Below are 23,211 nucleotides of genomic sequence, written 5' to 3'. Positions count from 1 at the left end.
CGGCGAGCTTGGACCGCTGCAACTACTCAGCCGCTTCCATCAAGCCGATGAACCCGCCCGATTGGCGTTGCCAATAACGCGCATAAAGGCCACCTGCCTTCAGTAGCGCCTCATGTGTGCCATCCTCGACAACGCGACCCTCATCCAGAACAACGATCCGGTCCATCCGCGCAATTGTCGATAGCCTGTGTGCGATGGCGATGACCGTCTTGCCTTCCATCACGCAATCCAACGCATCTTGAATCGCGGCCTCGACTTCGGAGTCGAGCGCTGACGTCGCCTCGTCCAGGACGAGGATCGGAGCGTCTTTGAGGATGGCACGGGCGAGGGCGATCCGCTGGCGCTGGCCCCCCGACAGTTTCACGCCGCGCTCACCCAGATGCGCGTCATAGCCTTCGCGGCCCATATGATCCTTGAGCCCCAGTATGAACTCGTGCGCTTCGGCGCGCTTTGCAGCTTCGATCATTTCCGCTTCGGTCGCGTCCGGCTTCCCGTACAGGATGTTCTCGCGCGCCGAGCGGTTGAACATCGCTGTCTCCTGCGTGACCATCGCGATCTGTCGGCGCAAACTGTCCTGCGTCAGATCGCGGACATCCGCTCCGTCGACCAGAACGCGCCCGGCTTCGGCATCATGCAACCTAAGAAGCAGCCCCGTGAGCGTCGACTTGCCCGCGCCGGATGCACCAACCAGACCCAGCTTTTGTCCGGCCGGCACGTCCAGCACGATATCCGTGACACCTCCGGCTCCACGCCCATACATGAAAGAGACGTTCTCAAACCGTACATCGCCTTCGGCAGCCTGCAGCGGCGTCGCGTTTTCGGCATCGGTCAGCGTGTGCGGAACGGTCAGGGTTCGCATGCCATCCTCGATCTCGCCAACATTCGCGTAGATGGCCATGAGCGTGAAACTGACCCAGCCGGTCATCTGGGCAATCCGGATGGAAATCGCTCCGGCCGCAGCAATATCACCCGGCGTCGCCGCGCCCTGTGCCCACAGCGCCAAGGTCCCCCCGATCAGAAGAACCGGCAAGACACCGGCCACGGCCATCAGCCAGAACCGAAAGCTTGAAGCAACCACCCCGAATTGAAGGGCTTTGCCCCGAAATGTGCGCATGGCATCAAGGGCAGCCTGATCCTCGAACTCCGAGTGGCCGAACAGCTTGACGGTCTTGATGTTAGTCACCGTATCCACGACCTGACCCGAAACCATCGCCCGAGCGCCGGCGCGCGCAGCAGATCGCTTGCGCACGCGCGGCAGAAAGAACCGGATCAAGGCAAGATAGCCCGCAAACCAGACCGCCAGCGCGAGCGCAACGCGCAAATCGATAGAGACCAGCAAGATCGCCGAGCCAACGATCGATGCCAGCGCAAAGGCAACAACGTTGATCAGTTCGGAGGTAACATCCGTAACCGCGCGTGCGGTTTGCATCTGTTTCTGGGCGATGCGCCCGGCAAAGTCGTTGTCGAAGAACGTCACGGACTGTCCCATCGTCCAACGGTTCAGGCGCGACAGGACCAGCGGGTTGATATTGGGCTGCACCACAATCGCATTGGCGGCAGAACTGAGGCCGAAGATGGCAGGCCGCAGCAAAACGAAAAAAGCCGCCACCGCCAGAAACACCGGCCAGTGTTCTGCAAAGAAGCCGCTCGCCCCGGCCTCCAGCGCTGTATCGATGACAAATCCAAGAAGAAGTGCGCTGAAAACCTCCAGCGTACCGGCCAGAGCCGATAGAGCGGCGGCTCCGAAAAGGACTGGCAAAGACCCGTGCAAACACCATCTGAAAAAGGCACCAAGCGTTTGCGGCGGCGCGCCTTCGGCGGGCTCGAACGCGTTGATCAGATCAGCGATCTTCATTCCGCAGCCTCCGGTGCCGTGCCGATAAAGCCGCCGGACTGGCGTGCCCAGAACCCGGCATAGATGCCGTTCCTCGCCAACAAGGCGTCATGCGTCCCATCTTCGACAATGCGGCCCTGATCCAGCACGAGAATGCGATCCATATGGGCGATCGTCGATAATCGGTGCGCAATCGCGATAACGGTCTTACCCTCCATCACACCGTAGAGCGTGTCTTGAATGGCCGCCTCGACCTCGGAATCGAGGGCGGACGTCGCCTCATCCAGAACCAGGATCGGCGCATCCTTGAGGATGACGCGCGCAAGGGCCACGCGCTGCCGTTGCCCGCCGGACAGTTTCACACCGCGTTCGCCAACCTGCGCATCATAGCCGGTTCGACCCTGCGGATCGCGTAGATCGAGGATGAAGTCGTGCGCCTCCGCGCGTTGTGCGGCGGCGATCACCTCTGCCTCTGTCGCGTCGGGTCGGCCATAAAGGATATTGTCGCGGACCGAACGATGAAGCAGAGAGCTGTCTTGCTGCACCATCCCTATCTGCGCGCGCAGGCTGTCCTGCGTGACGCGGGAAATGTCCTGACCATCGATCTCGATCCGCCCCCCATCGGCGTCATAAAAGCGCAAAAGCAGCTTCACGAGGGTCGATTTTCCCGCGCCGGAGCGCCCGACGAGACCAACACGCTCGCCCGGTTTCAGGGTCAGATCGATTTTTTCAAGGCCCCCTGCCCCTTGCCCGTAGTGATGCGCCACATCGTGAAGCGTGATTTCCCCTTTGGAGAATTCCAGCGGCTTTGCATCCTTGGCATCTGTCAGCATGATCGGCTGGGCTATCGTTTCCATCCCCTCGCGGATGACACCCAACGACCGGAAGAACGTCGACACAGCCCACATGATCCAGCCGGTCATCGCGTTCAGCCTGAGTGTGAGGGCCGTTGCCGCGGCCACGACCCCGACACTTGCCGTACCTTGGGACCACAGGATCACGGCCCATCCGACGACCCCGACGATGAGCAGCCCGTTAAGGATGACCAGCGCAACATCCATCAGAGTGAAGATCCGCATCTCGCGACTGAAGGTGATACGGGTGTCTTCTATCGCATCGCGGGCGTATGCCAGCTCACGGTCGTGATGGGCGAACATCTTGACCGCGTGGATGTTCGTGTAGGCGTCCACGACGCGGCCGGTCACCTCCGAGCGTGCCTCGGAGGACGCCTGCGACGCCGGACCAACACGCGCGATGGTCCAACGAACCAGCCAAAGATACAGCCCGAACCAGATCACCAGCGGGACCGCCAGCCGAGGGTCGGCCTGCGACAGAAGCAAGGCTGCCCCGATCAGATAGGCCAGCGCAAAGCTGAGCGCATCGAACACCTGAAACACGGCATCTCCGGCGGCGGGGGGCGTCTGCATGATACGGTTTGCGATGCGCCCGGCGAAGTCATTCTCGAACCAGCCAACCGATTGGCGCAGCACCTGGCGATGCGCACGCCAGCGAAAGAGTGTCCCGTAATTCGGAAGAATCGCGTTGTTCAGCAGCAGCACGTCCAAGGTCTGTAGCAGTGGGCGCAGGATCAACAAGAACAGGGCAACCCCGATCAACTCCACACCATGCTCGGACCAGATTTCCGCCGGAGAGGTCGTGGACAGCAAGTCTACGACCCGGCCCATGTAATAGATCAGCGCGATCTCGACCCCGGCCACGACGATGGACATGAGACCTGCCACGATGAACACCCCGCGAAACGGCTTGGACCATTCCTTCAGGAACGGCCACAACCGGGTCGGCGGCCGATCGGTTTCCGCATAGGCAACATACGGATCGACCAGATTTTCGAAGAAGCGGAACATGGGACGTCCTCGGGCTACCCTTGGGATATAGGCAGTCTTCGTACCAAAGCCACGCGCGATGTGGTGTCAGAGGCGGCGCAGAAGAGTGGCCTTGTCCGGCGCGCATCCCTCGGCAAGCCAGATCGTCTTGAGCTTTTCAAGGGCTTCACCGATTTGCGGCCCCTGCAGACCATCGCGAAGATCCACCGCGCGAACCGGGAAAACCGCCCGCGCGCCTTGGTCGATCTTTGCCAGATCGCTTTGCGAAAACCGGCTCTGCAAAAGGGCAAATCGCAACGCAAGCACATCCCGCGCCGCTGCCGAGCCAAGTGTATATCCAAGCGCCAGAGGTCCGTCCGCCGATGCGACGGCGCTCCGCATGTGTTCGAAGTATCGCGCTTCACTGCGCGATATGCGCAGCTTCGCCTCGGGCGTCTCGCCGCCCAGCGCCACAAACCTCCTGAGCGGATCGGGCGCCAGACCAAGCTCTGCCTCGGCGTGTATGAGCGGCGCAAGCCCCTCAGCAGACGTTCCGGGCAAACACGCCCCAAGGACACCTGATGCATCCATCGCCCCGACAACCCAAGCCGGGTCCGCCGCACCGAGAAGCTTTTTCAACTCGGACCAAACCCGCTCCGCGGACAATCGTGCCAGACCATCAAGATGCGCAGCACATCCTGCCAATCCGTCGGCGTCCATACCACCTGCCGGATCTGCATACTGCGCGCTGAACCGAAAGAACCTCAGGATGCGCAGGTAATCTTCGCGGATGCGGTCCTCCGGCACACCAACAAAGCGGACACGACGCGCTCTGAGGTCAATCAGGCCGCCCAAAGGGTCAATGACAGCCCCGGTCGCGTCGGCGTAAAGCGCGTTCATGGTGAAGTCGCGGCGCCGGGCATCTTCGGCAACATCCTTTGAAAACGTCACCTTGGCGTGGCGGCCGTCGGTTTCGATATCCCGCCTGAACGTGGTCACCTCGAACGGAGCGCTATTCACAACCAGTGTCACCGTGCCGTGGGCAACACCAGTGGGAACCGAACGCATTCCGGCATCCTCGGCCAACGCCAGAACCTCAGTCGGCAAGGCATCGGTCGCGATGTCGAAATCAGTGACGGCGGTGCCCAGCAATGCGTTGCGAACCGTGCCACCCACGAACAAGGCCTGGTATCCGGCATCGGAGAGCAAGGCCAAGACCCGCTGCGCGGCGGGGTCACTGATCGACTTCAGGGGAAGCTGCGCAGTCATCGCGCGTTTTGCATCAGTTCGGACATGCTGCGCAGAATACGCGCTGTCGCGCCCCAGATGTAGTACGGGCCGAAAGGGATGGTGTAATAGTGCCGCCAACGGCCCTGCCACCGGCGGCGCTCCACGCGAAAACGTGCCGGGTTAATGACGTGCTCGAAGGGCACGGAAAAAACCTCGGCCACTTCGCCGACCTCGGGCTTCGGAACGAACGGTGTCTCTACCGCACCGACGAAAGAGGTCATTGTAAACGATGTAACCGTCTCATGCGTTGGAAGTGCGCCGATCACACGCGCCGCACCGATGGGAAGCCCTATTTCCTCCCATGCCTCTCGGTGTGCCGCTGCTTCGGGCGTGGCGTCGGTCGGATCCACCTTCCCCCCCGGGAACGCGATCTGACCCGGATGATGCTTTAGCCGGGAGGAGCGCTTGGTCAACACGACTTCTACCCCGTCCATCCCCTCGATCAGCGGGATCAACACCGCCGCGGGGCGCAACTTGCGACCCGGCGGTGGTGTGAAATCCTTGTTCAGATCAAAATCCGAGGACGCGGGTGCGGGACGTGCCAACGCCTCTTTCAGCCTCAGCTCAAGCTCATTCAGCCGCATCGGAGTGATCCTCCGCCTCAAATCCAAGTGTTGCCGGGTCGAGCTCGTAATGTGCGCCGCAAAACTGACAGTCCGCTGTAACGATCCCATCGTCCGTTGTCATGTGGCTTATGTCGCGCGCTGAATAGATCGACAGGCTTTGCCTGACCCGGTCTGTTGAACAGGTACAGCCGAACTTCACGGTCTGCGCATCAAAAACGCGTGGTGCTTCCTCGTGGAACAGCCGCACGAGCAATTCCGACGGCGCCAATGACGGTCCGACAAGCTCCAACTCCTCTACAGTGTCGAGCAGCACGTTGGCGCGTGTCCAGTTCTCTTGCGCGTCACCGTCCAGAATGTCCGAATGGCTGAGCAGTCCACCTTCGCCGGTTGCCTCTCCTGCCACGGATGGGGAAGCTTCGGGCATATGCTGCAGCATGATACCGCCCGCGCGCCAGCTTTCTGGTTGACCCGGTTCGCGGGACCGACCGAAGCTGAGGGCGAACCGGGTTGGCAACTGCTCAGACTGGGCAAAATAAGTCTCTGCACAGGCTCTCAGGCTGCCGCCGGCTATCGGCGTGATGCCCTGATAGGGTACCATGTCCTGACCCTGGTCGATCAGGATGGCGAAATACCCCTTTCCGATCTGCGGAAATGCCGGGCCTCCCGCTTGCAGCCGGTCTGCATCATAGCTGGCATAGGCGCGGATGCGGGCGGGCGCGCCCTCCTCCGTGGGGCCATAGTAATCCGTTGCAATCAGACGCGCTGGTCCATCCCCTCGGATTTGCAGCGAAAGTTTCCAGCGCAGCTTGATCGTTTGGCCAATCAGGGCCGTCAAGACCGCAGCTTCGGCCACCAATGCCTCGATGGCTGGCGGATACTCGTGTTGACCGAGGATTTCATCGAGCGCGCCATCTAGTCGGGCGACGCGGCCGCGGATGTCCGAGCGGTCCAGCTGGAACGGCAAAACTGTGTCGTCCCAGGCGATTTTCGTTGCAATGCTCATTGGGGGCCTTCCTGAACGCAGAGATCAGCGGCATGATCCACTGACAGCTTACCGAGCCATATAGAGGCTGCGATGCGCCGGTCCAAGCCCGGGGCACCCCGTGGACTTTGCCAAGAGGCAAGAGATGATACCAAGACTGGGAGAAACCGTGCATGCGGGGCGTGTTTATCGACGACGCCCCGGGGCCTATGCCATTCTGCGAGATGGCGACGACCTGCTGATCACGGTTCAGTTTGCAGACAAACCGGATTTTCAATTGCCCGGCGGCGGAATCGATGCGGGTGAAGCGCCCCTGCCGGCCCTGCATCGCGAGATCCGCGAAGAAACTGGGTGGAAGGTCCGGATTGACCGTCGTCTCGGAGCCTTTCGCAGGTTTACCTATATGCCGGAATACGACCTCTGGGCTGAGAAAATCTGCCATGTCTATCTCGGCCGCCCGACGCTTCGCGTCGGTGAACCGACTGAACCCGACCACATGGCCGTTTTCCTGCCCATGCAAGAGGCGATGTCGCGGCTCGGAAACGAGGGGGATCGGCGCTTCGTACGGGCGTTGTGTGATGGAAATCACCCATGAGCCAAGCCATTCTCAGATGCCTCTTCGGTGGCCTGATTGCCGCGATCTGCCTCGGCTGTGCGCCGCGCGGTCAATTGACCACCCTACCACCCGGCCGGTCTTCGGCGGACGGCGCGACAGTGCACGAAGTTCTGGTCGCCACAACCCGCGCAGAAACCGATAACGGGCAAGTTTATGCGAATGAACGGGGCGACGAGACGTTGTTTTCCCGTTTTCTCGTGTCCGTGCCGCCAGCACGTGAACTGGGATCCATTAACTGGCCAACCCGGACCCCAAACCCCGAAACTGATTTCTTCGTCGAGAAGGCGGATCGTTTGACAAGTGCGACGGCATTTGACCGCAGTCTGGACAGGTCGCTTCGGGAACGCCCGGCGGCAGAGCGGAACGCCGTTATATTCGTACACGGGTACAATACCAATTTTGCCGAAGCCTTGTATCGCTTCACGCAGGCACACCATGACTACCGAAGCGCGGATATTCCAATTCTTTTCTCGTGGGGATCCAGCGCGTCGACTGTCGGTTACCTGTACGATCGTGACAGCACGCTGGTCGCCCGCAATGCGTTGGTCGAGTTGTTGAAAACCGTGCACGGATCTGGCGCCCGGAAGATCGCCGTGATTGCCCATTCGATGGGCACTTTCCTGTTAATGGAGGCGCTAAGGGAAATTGCAATCTCGGGGGACAGGTCTGCGCTGAGCAGGATCTCCGAAGTGGTTCTCATGTCGCCGGACATTTCGGTCGATGTTTTCGAGAGCCAGGCCCGCGCGATTGGTGATCTGCCGCAACCCTTCGTCGTCATCCTGTCGGAAGCAGATCGGGCGCTTCGCGTGTCGAGCCAGCTGTCTCAGCAAAGCAACCGGCTCGGGACTCTTGAGGATCCCCGGCGACTTTCAGAATTCGAGATCACTCTTGTCGATATCACAGCCTTGGCCGAAATCCGGTCCTTGAACCATTTGGGTGCGATAGAGTCGGCTGTTCAGATCGAGCGCATCCGCGCGCTGGCAGCCTTCAGTGATTTTTTGGATGAGGACGCCCAGGAGGCCGCTGGATCGCACGTGGTCCAAACGTTCAACCGGACCATCGAGATCACTCTCCAGCCCTGAAGCGACTTGTGTCTCTATCCTGCTTCGTAGGACAGCAAAACTGCGGAAACATCGTCGTCGAACTGCGTGCGTCCGGCGAAGCTTTCCAATGTGGCATAAAGATCGTGCAAATAGGTTTCGGGCGCCGATGGTTCGAGGGAAATTGCCATTTCCGCCAGCCCATCTTCGTCGAGCATGTCACCGGCGAGATTCGTACACTCCGTCATGCCGTCTGAAGACAGCAAGACACGGTCGCCCTTCGATATAACCGTGGCCTCGCTCTGGTACTCGGCGAAATCCAACATACCAATCGGAAAACCGCCGCTTCCCAGATGCTGCCAGCTGTCATCCGGTTTCATCAGGACGGCATGGGGGTGGCCTGCCTGCACGTACCGCAGCAACCCGGTGTCGAGGTTCAAGATACAAAGAAACAGCGTGAAGTAGTGCTCTGTCTCCATCTCTTCCAGAAGCAGCTTGTTGAGATCGAAGGCGATATCGGCCGGGTCTCTGCCCTCGACCTCCCCGGCGTCGTTCAAACGGATGGCAACGTTCTTGCCGGGGCTTTGGCCTGAAAACACACCTGCGAGCCGGGCTGTCATCAGGGCCGAGCTGACCCCGTGGCCCGATACATCGATGGCGTAGGCGCAAACTTCGGTCTCGCTGATGGGGAAGAACCCGACCAGGTCACCACCGACGTGGCCACTTGATTCGAGGAAGATCGCAATCTCGGTCGAGCCGAAACGTCCGTATTTCTCGCGCACCAGTGATTGCTGCAGCTTTCGTGCTTCGGCCAGGTCGGAGTCCAGGGCATGATACAGTGTTCGCAACTCGCCCAGCGTGTCGGACAAAAGTCCGTTCGCGCGTTTCAATTCGCGTTCGAAGTGCAGGATGCGCTGTCCGGCACCCATCCGCGCCGCAAGCTCCAACGCATTCACGGGCTTTGACAGGAAATCATCTGCGCCGGCATCAAACCCTTCGGTGATCTCGGACGAAGCCGTCTTTGCAGTTAACAAGATGATGTAGATGTAACGGTCTTCACTATGGGTCCTGAGCACTTTGCAGAAGTCCGGCCCGCTCATGCCGGGCATGACCCAGTCACTAATGACGATATCAATCTCTTGTGCCTGAAAAATCGCGAAACCTTCTTCGGCCGACTCAGCTTCGATCACTTCGAAATTTCGTTTGCGCAGCGCCATGGACAGCAGACGCCGCTGAAGACGGCTGTCGTCAACCAGCAAGACCCTTAAGCCCGCGCCCGTGCGTGTCGCCAGTTCGGGCGCAGGTTCGATTTGTCGGCTTTCGACTGTCATGCGACTCATACCATCTGATGCAGGCTCGTTCTTGCAACACAGCAATTTAAGGCGAGGTAAAAGCTAAACTTCTCTGCATTTCTGCAGACACGGCGAGAAATTCTTAACCGGGCACAGGTATGCCAATCGCGTGCGGACATAAGAGGTGTGGAATGATTGACTGGGAACGCGTAGAGGAATTGATTTCAGAGATCGGCTCGGAAGACTTCGGGGAGGTCGTGGAGCTGTTTCTAGAAGAAGTCGACGCCGCGATGGGTGACCTTGTCGCGGGTGGCAACGTCGAAGCAACGCAGCAGACACTGCATCTGGTAAAGGGATGCGCCTGGAATCTTGGGTTTGCAGAGCTTGGAAAGATCTGCGCGGCGCAAGAGGATCTGGGCGACCCGTTGTCAACCGCCACAGCGGCCCATCTTCAAACGACTTATGCGACGTCCCGCGCGGCCTTCATTGACGGCCTTGTTGCACGATCCATCACTGCGCCGGCCGCTTAAATCAGAAACTCCGCCAAAAGCGCGTCAGCCGTGATGTCGCGGTAAGGGAATCCACCTTCGTCGAGTCGGGAAAACAGGCGATCGAAGGCCTCTTTTTCACTGGTCTCGATACCGATCAGAACGGATCCGAAGTTCCGTGCCGATTTCTTGAGGTATTCGAAGCGCGCGATATCATCGTCCGGCCCAAGCAGCCCGAGAAAATCCTTGAGCGCACCCGGTCTCTGGGGAAGCCTGAGAATGAAGTACTTCTTCAGCCCGGCATATCGCAACGCGCGCTCTTTCACCTCAGGCAACCGCTCGAAGTCGAAATTACCGCCCGACGTCACACATACCACTGTTCTGCCCTTGATCTCGCTCGTGAGGGTGCCGAGCACGTCCACAGCCAAGGCCCCCGCGGGTTCAAGAACAATCCCTTCGACATTCAGCATTTCAAGCATGGTCTGGCAAATCCGATCCTCTGGCGCGGCCAGGACATGATCGATCGGCGTATCACGCAGGGCTTCGAACGTCCGGTCCCCGATCCGTGCCACCGCCGCGCCATCAACGAAGTTGTCCACCTTTGGGAGGGTAATCGGTCCACCTGCGCGCAAGGCCGCTTGCAAACTCGTTCCGCCCGAGGGCTCCACAAAACGAAACGCGCACTCTGGCGCAGTCTGAGACAGATATCGACGCATTCCCGCGGACAAACCACCACCACCGACCGGCAAAATCACCAGATCCGGTGGGGTGCCCAACTGGTCCAGTACCTCGACCGCAACCGTGCTCTGACCTTCGATCACGTCGACATCATCAAAGGGCGACAGAAAGTGCGCGCCGGCATCCTCACAATACGCCTTGGCCGCCGCCAACGTATCGTCGAAATAGTCCCCGACGAGTTTGATATCGACCGCCTTCATCCCGAAAGTCTTTGTCTTGTCGATCTTTTGCTTGGGCGTCGTGACAGGCATGAATATGACGCCGTGCACACCGAAATGCTGGCACGCATAAGCCACGCCCTGCGCGTGGTTTCCCGCACTCGCGCAGGCAAAATGCACCTGACCTTCGGCCACACGCTTGGATATCGCGTTGAATGCGCCCCTGATCTTGTAGGACCGCACCGGCGAGAGGTCCTCGCGCTTGAGAAGGATATCCGCGCCGAAACGGTCTGACAGGTGAGCGTTGCGCTGCAATGGTGTTGCCGGAAACAAAGGCCGCATCGATGCCTCCGCCCGACGCGCGGCATCGACAAATGAAGGGGCGTTATCTTCGGGCATTGTAACCTGCTTTGTCTTGGTTCTTCTCGTTTACGCCCTGGTGGTTCGGAGGCCAATCAAAACCAGCGTGGTCGGCCACGCACCTTGTCCTGCATTGCAAACTTAGGTATCGCCCCCGAAACCGCCCCGCGCAGCGATGAAGGAGCTTCCCATGTCTGCACCCAAAAAAGTCGTGCTGGCCTATTCCGGTGGTCTGGATACGTCGATCATCCTGAAATGGCTGCAGACCGAATACGGGTGCGAAGTCGTGACCTTTACCGCGGATCTCGGACAGGGCGAAGAACTGGAACCGGCACGCGCCAAGGCCGAGATGATGGGCGTGTCCGAGATTTACATCGAAGACCTCCGAGAGGAGTTCGTACGCGATTTCGTGTTTCCGATGTTCCGCGCCAATGCGGTTTACGAAGGCCTGTACCTGTTGGGGACCTCCATCGCGCGCCCGCTGATTTCCAAGCGTCTTGTGGAGATCGCGGCAGAGACCGGGGCAGACGCGGTCGCACACGGTGCAACCGGCAAGGGCAACGACCAGGTGCGGTTCGAACTCAGCGCGTATGCATTGAATCCCGATATCAAGGTGATCGCGCCATGGCGCGAATGGGATTTGACGTCTCGCACAAAACTCATTGACTTTGCAGAAAAAAATCAGATTCCCATTGCGAAGGACAAACGCGGAGAAGCGCCGTTCTCGGTCGATGCGAACCTGCTGCACACATCTTCTGAAGGCAAGGTTCTGGAAGACCCGGCAGATATGGCGCCGGACTATGTGTACCAGAGAACCGTCGCGCCGGAGGATGCACCGGATCAGGCAGAGTATGTCGAGATCGGGTTCGAAGCCGGCGATGCGGTGTCGATCGACGGCACCGCCCTGTCACCCGCGACGATCCTGACAACGCTGAACGAATTGGGCGGCAAGCACGGCATCGGACGGCTGGATTTCGTGGAAAACCGCTTCGTCGGCATGAAATCGCGAGGCATCTACGAAACCCCGGGCGGCACGGTGTTGTTGGAGGCCCATCGCGGGATCGAACAGATCACGCTGGATTCGGGCGCCGGGCATCTGAAAGACAGCCTGATGCCGCGCTATGCGGAGCTTATCTATAACGGGTTCTGGTTCTCCCCGGAGCGGGAAATGTTGCAAGCTGCCATCGACAAGAGCCAGGAGCACGTGACAGGAACCGTACGCCTGAAGCTCTATAAGGGCTCGGCAACCTGTGTTGGGCGCTGGTCGGACCACAGCCTCTATTCGGAAGCGCACGTCACGTTCGAAGATGACGCGGGCGCCTATGACCAACAGGATGCTGCGGGCTTCATCCAGCTCAATGCTCTGCGGCTCAAACTCCTCGCGGCGCGGAACCGGCGCATCGGCGGCTGACCCCGGTTCTTTACATTTTGTAGCAGAGGAAAACCCGCCGGTTTACAAAATGTAGCAAACCTTCCCCGTGCACTCTGTAACAATGGCTCTGCTTTTTTCACCACTGTGTGATTTCACGCACGGGTGACTTGAGCACCTTCGGCAACCTCCGCATGCTGTCGTCATCAACCCGGAGGCAGACACATGCTCAGAACCTTTACGGACACCAAAGCCATGATGCTTGGCGCTGCGATTATCCTCGGCGTCATGGCCGAATGCAGCCAGGCAAAAGCCGCAGGCACCGAAACGCTCGTTGTCGCCGGGGGCTGCTTCTGGTGCGTCGAATCTGACTTCGAAAAGGTGCCCGGCGTGGTCGAGGTGACGTCGGGGTATGCCGGTGGCTCGACGAAAAACCCGACCTACAAGGACGTCAGCCGCGGCAACACAGGGCATCTTGAAGTAGCCGCGATCGAGTTCGACCCGAGCGAAGTGTCCCGCGCGGAGATCCTCGACAAGTTCCTGCGCTCCGTCGATGTGTTTGATGATGGCGGCCAGTTCTGCGATCGCGGGTTTCACTACACCACCGCGATATTCGCCGACAGCACACAACGCGCCGATGCCGAGGCTGCCGTCGCCCGCGCCGAAGCCGCACTGGGGCGCCAGATCGTTACCCCCATCCGAGATCCCGCGCCATTTTACGCGGCCGAAGACTACCATCAGGATTACTACAAGTCGCAGACCCGCGTCCTGACCCGGTTCGGCGCGAAAACCAAGGCTGAAGCCTACAAGCGCTACCGATCCGCCTGTGGCCGGGACAAGCGCGTCCGCGCCATCTGGGGCGCGGCCGCCCCCTTTGCCGGCAGTTGAACCGGGCACCCATGCATCAAACAAAAGGCCCCCGCGGGGCCTTTTTCCATTTGGCTGACCTAGCCGACGCGGCAGGCGGCCAGCACGGCCATGTTCAGAATGTCGTTTGCCGTCGAAGTCGCAGAGCAAAGCTGGATCGGCTTTCCCACGCCTGACAGGATCGGTCCGATCACGGTCGCTCCGCCCAGTTCCTGCAACAGCTTGACGCTGATCGAGGCGGAGTGACGCGCCGGAACGACCAACACATTGGCCGGACCGGACAGACGACAGAACGGATACTGGCTCATCACATCCCGGTTGATGGCAACGTCGACGGTCATTTCCCCATCGTACTCGAAATCAACCCCGCGCTTGTCGAGGACCTTGGGCGCCACGTGCATCTTGGTGGCCCGTTCGGAGACCGGATACCCAAAGGTTGAGAAGCTGACAAAGGCCACGCGCGGCTCAAGGCCCAGCGACCGGGCGGTTCCCGCGGCGCGGGTGGCGATGTCGGCCAGATCCTCTTCATTCGGCCATTCATGCACCAAGGTATCGGCGATCAGGATGATCCGGCCCTTGACCAGCAACGCGGTCACCCCCACGGCCCCATCGGCAGCGCTGGCGTCGAACACGGTGTTGATCAGGCCCAGCACATGCGCGGATTTCCGGGTCGCCCCCGTCACCAGGCCATCGCCATGACCATGGGCCAGCATCAGGGCCGAAAACACGTGCCGGTCGCGTTGGGCCAGACGGGTGATGTCGTGGCTGTCATAGCCCTTGCGCTGCAACCGGCTGTAGAGAAAGTCCTTATAGGTGTCCAAGTGGCGGGTGTTGCGGGCGTTCACGATCTCCAACTCGCGGAAGGCATCGCCGATCCCGGCGGCTTCCAGCTTGGTTTTCACGTCATCCTCGCGCCCTACGACCAGCGCCTTGCCAAGGCCCGAGCGCTGGTAGCTGACCGCGGCGCGCAGCACGCGCGTGTCATCGCCCTCGGCAAAGATCATCCGAGCCTGCGTGCCCTTGGCGCGCGCGAACATGCCCTGCAACATGGATGCCGTCGGGTCCATCCGTGCGCGCAGGCTCTGTTCATACCCGTCCATGTCCACGATGGGTTTGCGCGACACGCCCGTGTCCATCCCGGCCTTGGCGACGGCGGGTGGCACGGTGTGGATCAGGCGCGGATCGAACGGCGTGGGGATGATGTAATCGCGCCCGAAAGACAGCTTGCGCCCATAGGCCAGCGCGACCTCATCCGGCACATCCTCGCGCGCAAGCTCTGCCAGGGCATTGGCGCAGGCGATCTTCATCTCGTCATTGATGGCGCGCGCGCGAATGTCGAGTGCCCCGCGAAAGAGGTAGGGAAAGCCCAGCACGTTATTGACCTGGTTGGGGTAGTCCGACCGGCCCGTGGCGACGATCGCATCGGGGCGGATGGCGTGGGCTTCTTCGGGGGTGATTTCAGGATCGGGGTTGGCCATGGCGAAGATCACCGGATCGTCGGCCATGGATTCGAGCATGGGTTGCGTCACTGCCCCCTTGACCGAGACGCCGAGGAACACGTCCGCGCCCTTCATCGCCTCCTCCAGCGTGCGGCGGTCGGTGCGGGCGGCGTGGGCCGATTTCCACTGGTTCATCCCCTCGGTCCGGCCCTGATAGATGACGCCCTTGGTGTCACAGACAAGGCAGTTGTCGGGTTTTGCGCCCATCGCCTTGAGCAATTCGATGCAGGCGATGCCCGCCGCCCCGGCCCCGTTCAGCACGATCCGCACGTCTTCGATCTTCTTGCCGGTCAGGAAAAGCGCGTTGACCAGCCCCGCCGCCGTGATCACCGCTGTGCCGTGCTGGTCATCGTGGAAGACGGGGATGTCGAGCTCTTCCTTGAGCGTCTGCTCGATGATGAAACACTCAGGCGCCTTGATATCCTCAAGGTTGATGCCGCCGAAGGTGGGGGCCATGAGCTTGACGGCCTGAATGATCGCGTCAGGGTCTTCGGTATCGAGCTCGATATCGATGGAATTCACATCCGCGAACCGTTTGAAGAGGACCGATTTCCCCTCCATCACCGGTTTGGAGGCCAGCGCGCCGAGATTGCCGAGCCCCAGCACCGCCGTGCCGTTGGACACCACGGCGACCATGTTGCCTTTGGTCGTGTAGTCATAGGCGGTTTCGGGGTTTTCGGCGATGGCCTCGCACGGCACGGCCACGCCCGGCGAATAGGCGAGGCTGAGGTCGCGCTGGGTGCTCATCGCGGTGGAGGCGGACACGTCCAGCTTGCCGGGGGAAGGTTCGAGGTGATAGGCGAGCGCCTCTTCACGGGTGATCTTGGAATTGGATGTCATGGCTGCGCCCTTGAGGTCTGGTTCGGACGGTTCTAGCGGACGGGGCGGCGCGCCTCAACCAAGCGGATTTCCGACTTTCCGGCAGAATCGCGGGTGTTTAAGGTAAGTGCACCGATCCGTGGGGGGTTTCGTGGCAGGCGACAAAATCACGCCGATGATGGCGCAGTATCTGGAGATCAAGGCCGCGCATCCGGATGCCCTGCTGTTCTATCGGATGGGCGATTTCTACGAGATGTTTTTCGATGACGCGGTGGAGGCAGCGGCGGCGCTGGACATCGCGCTGACCAAGCGTGGCAAGCATCAGGGGGCCGATATCCCGATGTGCGGCGTGCCGGTACATGCGGCCGAAGGCTACCTTCTGACCCTGATCCGCAAGGGGTTTCGCGTCGGTGTCTGCGAACAGCTGGAAGACCCGGCGGAGGCGAAGAAGCGCGGTTCCAAGGCGGTCGTGAAGCGTGACGTCGTGCGGATCGTGACCCCCGGAACCCTGACCGAGGAAAGCCTGCTCGATGCGCGGCGGCACAACTTTCTAGCCGCCTTTGCCGAAGTGCGGGACGAGGGCGCGTTGGCCTGGGTGGATATTTCCACGGGCGAGTTTCGGGTGATGCCGTGTGCGCGGGCGCGGCTGGCCCCGGAACTGGCGCGGCTGACCCCGCGCGAAATACTATTGCCCGAGGCACAGGCCGAAGAGTTTCGGGAAATGGTCGAAGAACTGGGCGCGGTCGTGGCCCCGCTGGCGCGCGCTAGCTTTGACAGCACCGCAGGGGCGGAGCGGTTGCAGACCCTCTACAAGGTTGCAGATCTGGAGGCGTTTGGAAGTTTCGGACGCGCGGACCTGTCAGCGATGGGCGCGATCGTCGACTATCTGGAGCTGACGCAGAAGGGCAAACTGCCGCTGTTGCGGCCACCGGTGCGGGAAAGCGGCGCGCGGTTGGTGCAGATCGATGCCGCCACGCGGCGCAATCTGGAACTGACGCGCAATCTGGCAGGGGGGCGGGACAATGCGTTGCTGTCGGTGATCGATCAGACGGTGACGGCCGGGGGTGCGCGCCTGTTGGAACGGCGGATCAGTTCGCCCAGCGCCGATCTGGAGGATGTGACCGCGCGGCTTGATGCGGTGGACCGGGCGGTGACAGACGTGGATTTGTGCGAAGCCGTGCGGGCCGCGCTGAAACAGGTGCCTGATCTGGACCGCGCGCTGTCACGGTTGGCGCTGGATCGTGGCGGTCCGCGGGATCTGACAGCGATCCGGGCGGGGCTGGAACAGGCCGAAACCCTTGCAGAGAGCCTGTCTGGACAAGAATTGCCGAACTTGTGGACTGATGCGCGACAGGCCTTGCAAGGACATGCGCAAGTTTGCGGGGTGCTGCAGGATGCGCTGGAGGCCGAGCCGCCCTTGTTGGCGCGCGATGGCGGCTTCATCGCGACCGGATACGACGCGGAACTCGATGACCTGCGAAAGCTGCGGGACGAGGGTCGTGGGGTCATTGCCGGGCTGCAAACGCAATATGCCGAAGAGACCGGGATCGCGTCACTGAAGGTCAAACACAACAACGTGCTGGGCTACTTCATCGAGACGACAGCCACGCATGCCGAAAGGATGCTCGCGCCGCCGCTGGCAGATCGATTCATTCATCGTCAGACCACCGCCAACGCGATCCGGTTCACGACCGTTGAGCTGTCGGAGATGGAAACCAAGATCCTGAACGCGGGTGGTGGGGCGCTGGAGCTTGAAAAGCGGCTCTTCGAAAGGCTGCGCAAGGTCATTCTGGACCGTGCAGCAGAAATTGGCAGCTGCGCACGGGCGCTGTCGCAGCTTGATCTCTATACCGCGCTTGCCCATGTCGCGCGGCGCGAGGACTGGACCCGCCCGCAGATCGACACATCGCGGGACTTCGCGGTCACGGGTGGGCGGCACCCGGTGGTGGAGGCTGCGCTGAAGGTTAGCGGCAGCCCGTTTGTCGCCAATGGCTGCGACCTGTCCGAAGAGGCCGCACCGATCTGGTTGCTGACCGGACCGAACATGGCCGGCAAGTCGACCTTTCTGCGCCAGAACGCCCTGATCGCCGTATTGGCGCAGGCGGGCAGTTTCGTTCCGGCGACATCCGCGAAGATCGGCTTGGTAAGTCAGGTTTTTTCGCGCGTTGGCGCATCTGATGATCTGGCGCGAGGGCGGTCTACCTTCATGGTCGAGATGGTGGAGACCGCCGCGATCCTTAACCAGGCCGATGACCGTGCGCTTGTCATTCTGGACGAAATCGGACGAGGAACATCCACCTATGACGGACTGTCCATCGCGTGGGCCACATTGGAGCACCTGCACGGCGCCAATCGGTGCAGGGCGCTGTTTGCCACGCATTACCATGAACTGACGGCGCTGGCGGGGCAATTACCCGGGGTGGATAACGCCACCGTCGCGGTGAAGGAGTGGGACGGCGACGTCATCTTTCTGCACGAGGTCCGACAAGGTGCTGCGGATCGGTCCTACGGCGTGCAGGTTGCCAAGCTGGCCGGATTGCCGCCCGCCGTGGTCGCGCGGGCACGGGTCGTTCTGGACATGCTGGAGAAAGGCGATCGGCAGGGGAAGGCGGCAACGGCGGAACTTCTGGACGATCTGCCCTTGTTCGCCACCGCACCCGCTGAAGCCCCTGCCCCCAAAATCCCCGAAAAAGACCCTGTTTCAGAGGCGTTGCGCGCAATCAGCCCGGACGAGTTGAGCCCGCGCGAAGCTTTGGAGCTGATCTACAAGCTGAAGGGTCTCAGCTCGCAGGGGTAGACGATACGCCGACCTGCGCCGGGCGCAGCAGCCGATCGTGAAGTTCGAACCCTTCGACCATAACCTGAACAATGCACCCTTTGGGGACGTTAGGAACCGGTGCTTCAAACATCGCCTGATGCAACTGCGGGTCGAACACGTCACCGACTTCGGGCGCGATGGGGCGGATGCCGTGCTTGCCGAACACGTTGAGCAGCTCGCGCAGGGTCAGTTCCACGCCCTCGATCACACCGCCTGCCACGTCGCGGCTGGGTTCATCGATTGCGTCCAGGGCCCGGCGCAGGTTGTCGAACACCGGCAGCATGTCGCGCGCCAGCTTCGAGCCACCGTACTGTTCCGCCTCGCGACGGTCGCGTTCCCCGCGTTTACGGATGTTTTCCGCTTCCGCCAGGGCGCGCATCAAACGATCCTGAAGTTCGTCACGTTCCGCCACGAGTGCGTCAACACCCGCTCCGGGGCCATCGACCGCGCTGTCGCTGGGGCCAATAGGCTCGTCCATCTCGGCAGCTGCCGCTTCTTCCTCGGCTGCAATCTCCGCATCGACTTCGGCGAAGATATCCTCTTCGGTTTTGGGGTCGCTCATGTTCTGTCTTTCCTTCATGCCCGATCCGCAATCAGCTTTCCCATCAGCTGTGCCGTGTATTCCACCACCGGGACCACACGCCCGTAATTGAGCCTCGTCGGCCCGATCACGCCAACGGCGCCGATGATCTTTCGATCTGCGTTCATATAAGGACTGACCACCAGAGAGGAACCCGAAAGTGAAAAAAGCTTGTTCTCGGAACCGATAAAAATGCGCACGCCCTCGCCATCTTCGGCGAGCGAGAGGAACTCTGCGATGTCGCGCTTGCGTTCAAGGTCATCGAAGAGCTCCCGCACGCGTTCCAGATCCGCGGGATCGGGCCCCTCGCCCAGCAGATTCGCGCGGCCGCGCACGATCAACCGCTCGCTCTTGTCGCCCTGATTGTCCCAGATCGCGGCCCCCGTTTCGACCAGCGCGCGCGCCAGCGTGTCCAGTTCCTGGCGGCGGCTTTCAATCTCCACCTGGATAGCCTGACCAAGTTCCGACAGCGTTCGGCCCTCGGCCACGGCGTTGAGGAAATTCGCAGCTTCCCGCATCGACGACGGGGTCTGCCCCTTTGGCGGGTTGAAAACGCGATTCTCCACATGGCCGTCGGCAAAGACAAGCACGACGAGTGCGCGGTCCGGATCAAGGCTGACGAACTCGATATGCTTGATCGGGGCTTCGTACTTTGGGGCAAGCACGAGGCTCGCACCTTGCGTGATGCCCGAAAGTGCGGAGCCGACACGGCTGAGCATCCCGTCCACATCCGATGTATCCTGCGCCGAAAACTCGATCTGTTCGCGGTCCTGATCGGACAGGTTCGGTACTTCCAACAGGCCATCGACAAAGAGCCGCAGGCCAAGCTGTGTGGGGATGCGACCGGCGGAGATATGAGGCGAATCGAGAAGGCCCAGAAATTCGAGGTCCTGCATCACGTTGCGGATGGTGGCAGCCGAGACCTTTTCCGTCATGCTGCGGGTCAGGGTGCGGCTGCCCACCGGGTCGCCAGAGCTCAGATATCCTTCGACGACACGGCGAAACACCTCGCGCGAGCGGTCGTTCATCTCGGATATCAATTGCGCACTGTCTTTGGTCATCGGGTAGGGACCTGTGGAATAGGGCTTCTTTGGTCGCGGTCGATCCGGCGTAGATCATTATTTCGCCTGCACCGGCCGCGTCAACGGCTTGCCAAACACATATGTGCGCGCCTATCTGGCGCAAACACGGAAAGGACGATTATGCGACCCTCTGGCAGAGAAAAGAGCCAAATGCGCCCGGTGACGATCGAAACCGGCTTCACCAAACACGCGGCGGGGTCGGTTCTGATCTCCATGGGGGATACGCGGGTGCTGTGCACGGCCTCTGTCGAGGAGCGCGTGCCGCCGTTCATGCGCAATTCCGGCCTTGGCTGGGTGACGGCGGAATACGGGATGCTTCCGGGGGCCACGCACACGCGCGGGCGGCGAGAGGCGGCGGCGGGCAAGCAATCGGGGCGGACGCAGGAAATCCAGCGCCTGATCGGGCGGTCCCTGCGTGCAGGCGTGGACCGGGTCGCTCTGGGCGAGCGGCAGATTACCATCGATTGCGATGTGATCCAGGCCGACGGCGGAACGCGCTGTGCGTCGATTACAGGCGCGTGGGTCGCCTTGCGGCTTGCGGTGAACAAACTGATGAAGGCGGGTGACGTGATCAGCGATCCGCTGATGGATCATGTTGCGGCGGTCAGTTGTGGGATTTACGCCGGGCAGCCTGTTCTCGACCTGGACTATGCCGAGGATTCCGAGGCCGGGACAGATGCGAACTTCGTGATGACCGGGTCGGGCGGGATTATCGAGGTGCAGGGCAGCGCCGAAGGCGCCCCGTTTTCGCGCACCGCGTTTGGCGAGTTGATGGATCTGGCAGAATCGGGGATTGGCGAATTGGTCGCGGCACAGAAGGCAGCTGTGGGCTGATGCGAACATTCTCGGGCAGTGAAATCCTGGTGGCCAGTCACAACACCGGCAAGATCGAAGAGATCGCGCACCTGCTGGAACCGTTCGGGATCAAGGTCCGGGCGGCGTCAGAGTTTGGGCTGGATGAGCCGGAAGAGACCGAAACGACCTTCGTCGGAAACGCGCGGATCAAGGCCCATTTTGCAGCAAAAGAGACGGGTTTGCCCGCGCTTGCCGATGATAGCGGCCTGTCGGTGGCGGCACTGAACGGCGACCCCGGTGTGTATACGGCGGACTGGGCGGAAACCGGGGACGGCCGCGACTTCGACATGGCGATGCGCAAGGTCAACGATGCGTTGCAGGCTACGGGCGCGGCGGAGCCCTGGGTCGCGAAGTTCTGCTGTACCCTGGTTCTGGCATGGCCGGACGGGCATGACGAGGTGTTCCCCGGCGAGATTGTCGGGCGGCTGACCTGGCCCCCGCGCGGCGATCAGGGTCATGGCTATGACCCGGTGTTCATTCCCGATGGCCATGACATCACCTTTGGCGAGATGGATCGCTGGGAAAAGAACAAGATGAGCCACCGGGCGGATGCCTTTGCCAAACTGACCCAGGCGTTCGAGGGCTGATTTGGGCCGGCGTCTGATCTCTACCGGGTCGTTGTTTGAACGGGAGATCGGGTATTCGCGCGCCGTCGTGGTGGGCAACCAGTGTTTTATGTCCGGCGTGACCGGCTATGACTACACGACCATGAAATTGCCCGCCGATATCGAGACTCAGACGCGCAATTGCTTCCGCACCATCGAGCATGTTCTAGGGGAAGCCGGGTTCACGATGCATCATCTGGTCAAGATGACCTACATCCTGCCCGATCGGGCCCTTGTTCCCGTCGCGACGTCGGTCTTCGGCGAAGTGCTTGGATCCATCCGTCCCGCGGCCACGATGATCATTGCGGGGCTTATGGAGCCCGAGATGCTGGTGGAGGTTGAAGCCATCGCCGTGAAAGACGCCTGAGCCCATGCAAAACTGGCAGCAAGGCGGATTCGGCATCTATGTGCACTGGCCCTTCTGTGCTTCGAAATGCCCTTACTGCGATTTCAACAGCCATGTACGCGCAAAGGTTGATCAGACAGCCTGGAATGACGTATTATTATTTGAAATCAATAGATTAGCTGATGACACACCGGACCGGTTGGTCAGTTCTGTCTTTTTCGGTGGCGGCACACCGTCCTTGATGCCGCCGGAGACCGTTGCAAACATTATCGATACGATCCGAACCAGATGGACGCCCGCCAATAATCTGGAAATCACTCTGGAGGCGAATCCGGGTTCGGTAGAGGCGGGCCGCTTTGCCGCCTATGCAGAGGCGGGTGTGACGCGGGTATCGCTGGGAGTTCAGGCCCTAAATGACGCAGATCTGCGGGCATTGGGTCGGTTGCATTCGGCCGCCGATGCCAGAAGGGCATTCGACATTGCCCGCAAGGCGTTTTCCGCAGTGAGTTTTGACCTGATCTACGCGCGGCAGTGCCAGACGCTGGCGCAGTGGCGCGCCGAGTTGACCGAGGCGGTGTCGATGGCTGTCGACCACCTGTCCTTGTACCAATTGACCATCGAACCCGATACGGCTTTCGGGGACAGGTTTGCGGCAGGAAAGCTGCGTGGTTTGCCTGAAGACACCCTCTCCGCAGACATGTACGAGCTGACGCAATCCGTGTGTGATGCGCACGGGCTTCCGGCGTACGAGGTTTCGAATCACGCACGGGCCGGTGCGGAATGTGCGCATAACCTGATCTACTGGCGCATGGGGGATTACGCGGGCGTCGGCCCCGGTGCGCATGGGCGATTGACGCTGAACGGGACGCGATTTGCCACCGACACCCACAAACACCCCGAAACCTGGCTGAAAGCGGTTCAGGAGGGCGGGAGCGGGGAGCGGCCACGCGCGGTTTTGTCCCGCGCCGATCAAGCGAATGAATACCTGATGATGTCTTTGCGCCTGTCCGAAGGTACATCGGTGTCGCGGTTTGAGGCGCTTGCGGGTCACGGCCTGGACCCCGCATCCGTTACACACCTGACCGACCTCGGGATGATTGAAGTGGAAAATGACATCCTGCGCACCACTTTGCAGGGCAGGTTGCTGCTCAACGCGGTGATCAGCGAGCTTTTGGCAGACTGAA

Annotated in this window: 20 protein-coding genes; 10 read left to right on the top strand and 10 right to left on the bottom strand. The window is 61.0% G+C overall.

The window, feature by feature from the left end; all coding sequences use genetic code 11:
• Nucleotides 1–22: 22 nt before the first annotated feature.
• The 5 genes from ACP15N_RS11380 to ACP15N_RS11360 form a co-directional block, all read right to left on the bottom strand.
• On the bottom strand, nt 23–1,855 hold the full coding sequence (locus ACP15N_RS11380) for an ABC transporter ATP-binding protein (RefSeq protein WP_425092392.1): 1,833 nt from the start codon (nt 1,853–1,855) through the stop codon (nt 23–25).
• The gene (locus ACP15N_RS11375; protein WP_425092391.1) at nt 1,852–3,699 is read right to left on the bottom strand and encodes an ABC transporter ATP-binding protein; all 1,848 of its coding nucleotides are present in this window, start codon (nt 3,697–3,699) and stop codon (nt 1,852–1,854) included. The genes ACP15N_RS11380 and ACP15N_RS11375 overlap by 4 nt, the downstream gene beginning before the upstream one ends.
• A gap of 66 nt (nt 3,700–3,765) precedes the next feature.
• A complete protein-coding gene (locus ACP15N_RS11370; RefSeq protein WP_425092390.1) occupies nt 3,766–4,926 on the bottom strand; it encodes a CCA tRNA nucleotidyltransferase in 1,161 nt (386 codons plus the stop codon).
• The gene (locus tag ACP15N_RS11365) at nt 4,923–5,531 is read right to left on the bottom strand and encodes an NUDIX hydrolase (RefSeq protein ID WP_425092389.1); all 609 of its coding nucleotides are present in this window, start codon (nt 5,529–5,531) and stop codon (nt 4,923–4,925) included. Before ACP15N_RS11365 ends, ACP15N_RS11370 begins: the two co-directional genes overlap by 4 nt.
• The gene (locus tag ACP15N_RS11360) at nt 5,518–6,516 is read right to left on the bottom strand and encodes an Hsp33 family molecular chaperone HslO (protein ID WP_425092388.1); all 999 of its coding nucleotides are present in this window, start codon (nt 6,514–6,516) and stop codon (nt 5,518–5,520) included. The genes ACP15N_RS11365 and ACP15N_RS11360 overlap by 14 nt, the downstream gene beginning before the upstream one ends.
• Before the next feature lie 124 nt (nt 6,517–6,640).
• Between ACP15N_RS11360 and ACP15N_RS11355 the strand changes: the two genes are divergently transcribed.
• The gene (locus ACP15N_RS11355; protein ID WP_425092387.1) at nt 6,641–7,090 is read left to right on the top strand and encodes an NUDIX hydrolase; all 450 of its coding nucleotides are present in this window, start codon (nt 6,641–6,643) and stop codon (nt 7,088–7,090) included.
• Nucleotides 7,087–8,193, top strand: a complete 1,107-nt coding sequence (locus tag ACP15N_RS11350; protein WP_425092386.1) for an alpha/beta hydrolase — start codon at nt 7,087–7,089, stop codon at nt 8,191–8,193. Before ACP15N_RS11355 ends, ACP15N_RS11350 begins: the two co-directional genes overlap by 4 nt.
• A 14-nt stretch (nt 8,194–8,207) precedes the next feature.
• Here the strand turns inward: ACP15N_RS11350 and ACP15N_RS11345 are convergent, their stop codons facing one another.
• The gene (locus ACP15N_RS11345) at nt 8,208–9,491 is read right to left on the bottom strand and encodes a PP2C family protein-serine/threonine phosphatase (protein ID WP_425092385.1); all 1,284 of its coding nucleotides are present in this window, start codon (nt 9,489–9,491) and stop codon (nt 8,208–8,210) included.
• Nucleotides 9,492–9,634: 143 nt separating this feature from the next.
• Here ACP15N_RS11345 and ACP15N_RS11340 point away from each other — a divergent pair, with 143 nt between their 5' ends.
• On the top strand, nt 9,635–9,973 hold the full coding sequence (locus tag ACP15N_RS11340; RefSeq protein ID WP_425092384.1) for an Hpt domain-containing protein: 339 nt from the start codon (nt 9,635–9,637) through the stop codon (nt 9,971–9,973).
• On the opposite strand, the gene ilvA is transcribed toward ACP15N_RS11340, so the two are convergent.
• Nucleotides 9,970–11,226 (bottom strand): threonine ammonia-lyase IlvA, encoded by a 1,257-nt coding sequence (gene ilvA / locus ACP15N_RS11335; protein ID WP_425092383.1) that lies wholly within the window; start codon nt 11,224–11,226, stop codon nt 9,970–9,972. The two genes, ACP15N_RS11340 and ilvA, sit on opposite strands and share 4 nt — an antisense overlap.
• 151 nt (nt 11,227–11,377) lie before the next feature.
• On the opposite strand from ilvA, the gene ACP15N_RS11330 reads away from it, so the two are divergent.
• Nucleotides 11,378–12,598, top strand: coding sequence for an argininosuccinate synthase (locus ACP15N_RS11330; protein WP_425092382.1), 1,221 nt, complete (start codon nt 11,378–11,380; stop codon nt 12,596–12,598).
• A 183-nt stretch (nt 12,599–12,781) separates the two neighbouring features.
• Complete coding sequence (msrA, locus tag ACP15N_RS11325) at nt 12,782–13,444, top strand: peptide-methionine (S)-S-oxide reductase MsrA (protein ID WP_425092381.1); 663 nt, start codon at nt 12,782–12,784, stop codon at nt 13,442–13,444.
• Nucleotides 13,445–13,503: 59 nt separating this feature from the next.
• On the opposite strand, the gene ACP15N_RS11320 is transcribed toward msrA, so the two are convergent.
• Nucleotides 13,504–15,762 (bottom strand): NADP-dependent malic enzyme, encoded by a 2,259-nt coding sequence (locus ACP15N_RS11320; protein ID WP_425092380.1) that lies wholly within the window; start codon nt 15,760–15,762, stop codon nt 13,504–13,506.
• 154 nt (nt 15,763–15,916) lie between these two features.
• Here ACP15N_RS11320 and mutS point away from each other — a divergent pair, with 154 nt between their 5' ends.
• Nucleotides 15,917–18,538 (top strand): DNA mismatch repair protein MutS, encoded by a 2,622-nt coding sequence (gene mutS, locus ACP15N_RS11315; RefSeq protein ID WP_425092455.1) that lies wholly within the window; start codon nt 15,917–15,919, stop codon nt 18,536–18,538.
• On the opposite strand, the gene ACP15N_RS11310 is transcribed toward mutS, so the two are convergent.
• Together ACP15N_RS11310 and hrcA are read right to left on the bottom strand one after the other, a co-directional pair.
• Entirely contained in the window at nt 18,522–19,121 is a 600-nt protein-coding gene (locus ACP15N_RS11310; RefSeq protein WP_425092379.1) for a nucleotide exchange factor GrpE, read from the bottom strand. The two genes, mutS and ACP15N_RS11310, sit on opposite strands and share 17 nt — an antisense overlap.
• Before the next feature lie 14 nt (nt 19,122–19,135).
• Nucleotides 19,136–20,200 (bottom strand): heat-inducible transcriptional repressor HrcA, encoded by a 1,065-nt coding sequence (gene hrcA / locus ACP15N_RS11305; RefSeq protein WP_425092378.1) that lies wholly within the window; start codon nt 20,198–20,200, stop codon nt 19,136–19,138.
• 141 nt (nt 20,201–20,341) lie between these two features.
• Between hrcA and rph the strand changes: the two genes are divergently transcribed.
• The 4 genes from rph to hemW are packed head-to-tail and all read left to right on the top strand — an operon-like array spanning nt 20,342 to nt 23,210.
• Nucleotides 20,342–21,055, top strand: coding sequence for a ribonuclease PH (gene rph, locus ACP15N_RS11300; protein WP_425092377.1), 714 nt, complete (start codon nt 20,342–20,344; stop codon nt 21,053–21,055).
• Nucleotides 21,055–21,663, top strand: a complete 609-nt coding sequence (gene rdgB, locus ACP15N_RS11295) for an RdgB/HAM1 family non-canonical purine NTP pyrophosphatase (RefSeq protein WP_425092376.1) — start codon at nt 21,055–21,057, stop codon at nt 21,661–21,663. The genes rph and rdgB overlap by 1 nt, the downstream gene beginning before the upstream one ends.
• A 1-nt stretch (nt 21,664) precedes the next feature.
• Nucleotides 21,665–22,048: a RidA family protein gene (locus ACP15N_RS11290; protein ID WP_425092375.1), complete on the top strand. Its 384-nt coding sequence runs from the start codon at nt 21,665–21,667 to the stop codon at nt 22,046–22,048.
• Between the two features lie 4 nt (nt 22,049–22,052).
• Nucleotides 22,053–23,210 (top strand): radical SAM family heme chaperone HemW, encoded by a 1,158-nt coding sequence (gene hemW, locus ACP15N_RS11285; RefSeq protein ID WP_425092374.1) that lies wholly within the window; start codon nt 22,053–22,055, stop codon nt 23,208–23,210.
• The last annotated feature ends 1 nt before the right edge of the window (nt 23,211 follow it).

Source organism: Tropicimonas sp. S265A (genome assembly GCF_049800835.1).
Classification (GTDB): domain Bacteria; phylum Pseudomonadota; class Alphaproteobacteria; order Rhodobacterales; family Rhodobacteraceae; genus Dinoroseobacter.
The sequence above is the reverse complement of the archived record's forward strand: the minus strand, read 5'-3'. Positions and strand labels throughout refer to the sequence as shown.